The sequence below is a fragment of the Rothia sp. HMSC069C04 genome, from assembly GCF_001812895.1.
In the GTDB taxonomy this organism is placed as follows: domain Bacteria; phylum Actinomycetota; class Actinomycetes; order Actinomycetales; family Micrococcaceae; genus Rothia.
In genome coordinates this window covers 1-1,214 of the sequence record NZ_KV810726.1, presented here as the reverse complement: position 1 = coordinate 1,214, position 1,214 = coordinate 1, and the positions used below count along the sequence as shown (strand labels likewise).

Annotated in this window: 1 protein-coding gene and 1 pseudogene; both read left to right on the top strand. The window is 48.8% G+C overall.

What is annotated here, in order from left to right; all coding sequences use genetic code 11:
* The coding region (locus tag HMPREF2879_RS01945) for a DUF6318 family protein (protein ID WP_070634704.1) at positions 1–668 on the top strand (668 nt) is incomplete at its 5' end.
* A gap of 349 nt (positions 669–1,017) precedes the next feature.
* A pseudogene (locus HMPREF2879_RS01940) lies at positions 1,018–1,214 on the top strand (peptide ABC transporter ATPase); the annotation flags it as partial.

The following is a 1,214-nucleotide window of genomic DNA, read 5'->3' as shown; positions in this document are numbered from 1 at the left end:
GCGCACTTGCGGGCCTGGGGGCCCTGCTTGCGGCATGCGGCCAGCAGGCAAATAACGAGGCGGCAGCCACCGCAACTGCCGCACCAAGCGAATCGGCATCTACTTCTGCTGCGGCATCTGAATCTGCATCAGCTTCAGCAACCCCCTCTACTGTCCGAGGCTACTCGGGCGGCTCGAAGGCGCCTGATGGCGAGTACCGCCCTGCGGACGGCAAGGGCCCTGCTCAGAACGTGCCGAAGCCTAACGCCCCTGAAGAGGGCTATCGTGAGAAGTCTATTGAAGGTATCCGTAAGACGATGGATGCTTGGGTGAAATGGACTAATTACGGAATTCAAGTAGGCGATTTTACGGAATCCCGAAAATACATTTCCAGTAATTTTGAAAGTGAACTTAAGGGATATAAGAGCTTTGAGGACTTGTATAAGCGCGGCGGGTGGATTATTGATGGCATTGACAACTATGTTGCTGATGGAAATCCGTGGTCTGAGGATGGGGAAACCTATTTTTGGAAGGCATATCGCGAGTGGAATTATATAACTCTTGTGGAGCCTACCGGAGAATGGCACCGAAACCGAAATATCCAGAAGGATAATGACACCTGGAAATTTGAATTTAAGTACTCCGACTCTTCATGGAAAATTATCGGTTACGAACAGGTAGAAGACTAAAATAATGAACAAAATAATAAAATGCAGTGGGATTTTTTCTCTATCTTGCATTCTAGGATTTTGCGGTACCACTAACGTTGATGCATACGTTATTACTGCGCCTTGTTCTGACACATCAGCTAAAGTTTGCCAAATCGAAGTTGAAACAACTACTTCGCGAGGCAGTCAAGATGGTTACGATGAGAAAAATACAGGTGCAGATAATGCCAACCAGGAAATTCAGCAACAATATACTTATTCCACGGTAAATCAGGGAAACGGCGTAAAAGTTACCTACGCCAACGAAAATCCCAATATTATGTCATGCACAACCAAAGACGGAAGAATAGGAACATTCAAGTTCACAAATATGTCGCTTGAATCTGGCATTCCTGTAGATCACGGAAGTCCCCGAAGCCCTTCCTCTGCTAGCTGCATTCCCAACGATACCCGCACCCTGACCAGTGCCGACAGCCCGGGTCCCACCGGCCCGACCTACGAAGAAGTCATGGAGGAAATCCGCCACGCTGCAGAGTCGCTAGAGCCAGGCAAGCCGACCCTGCACCA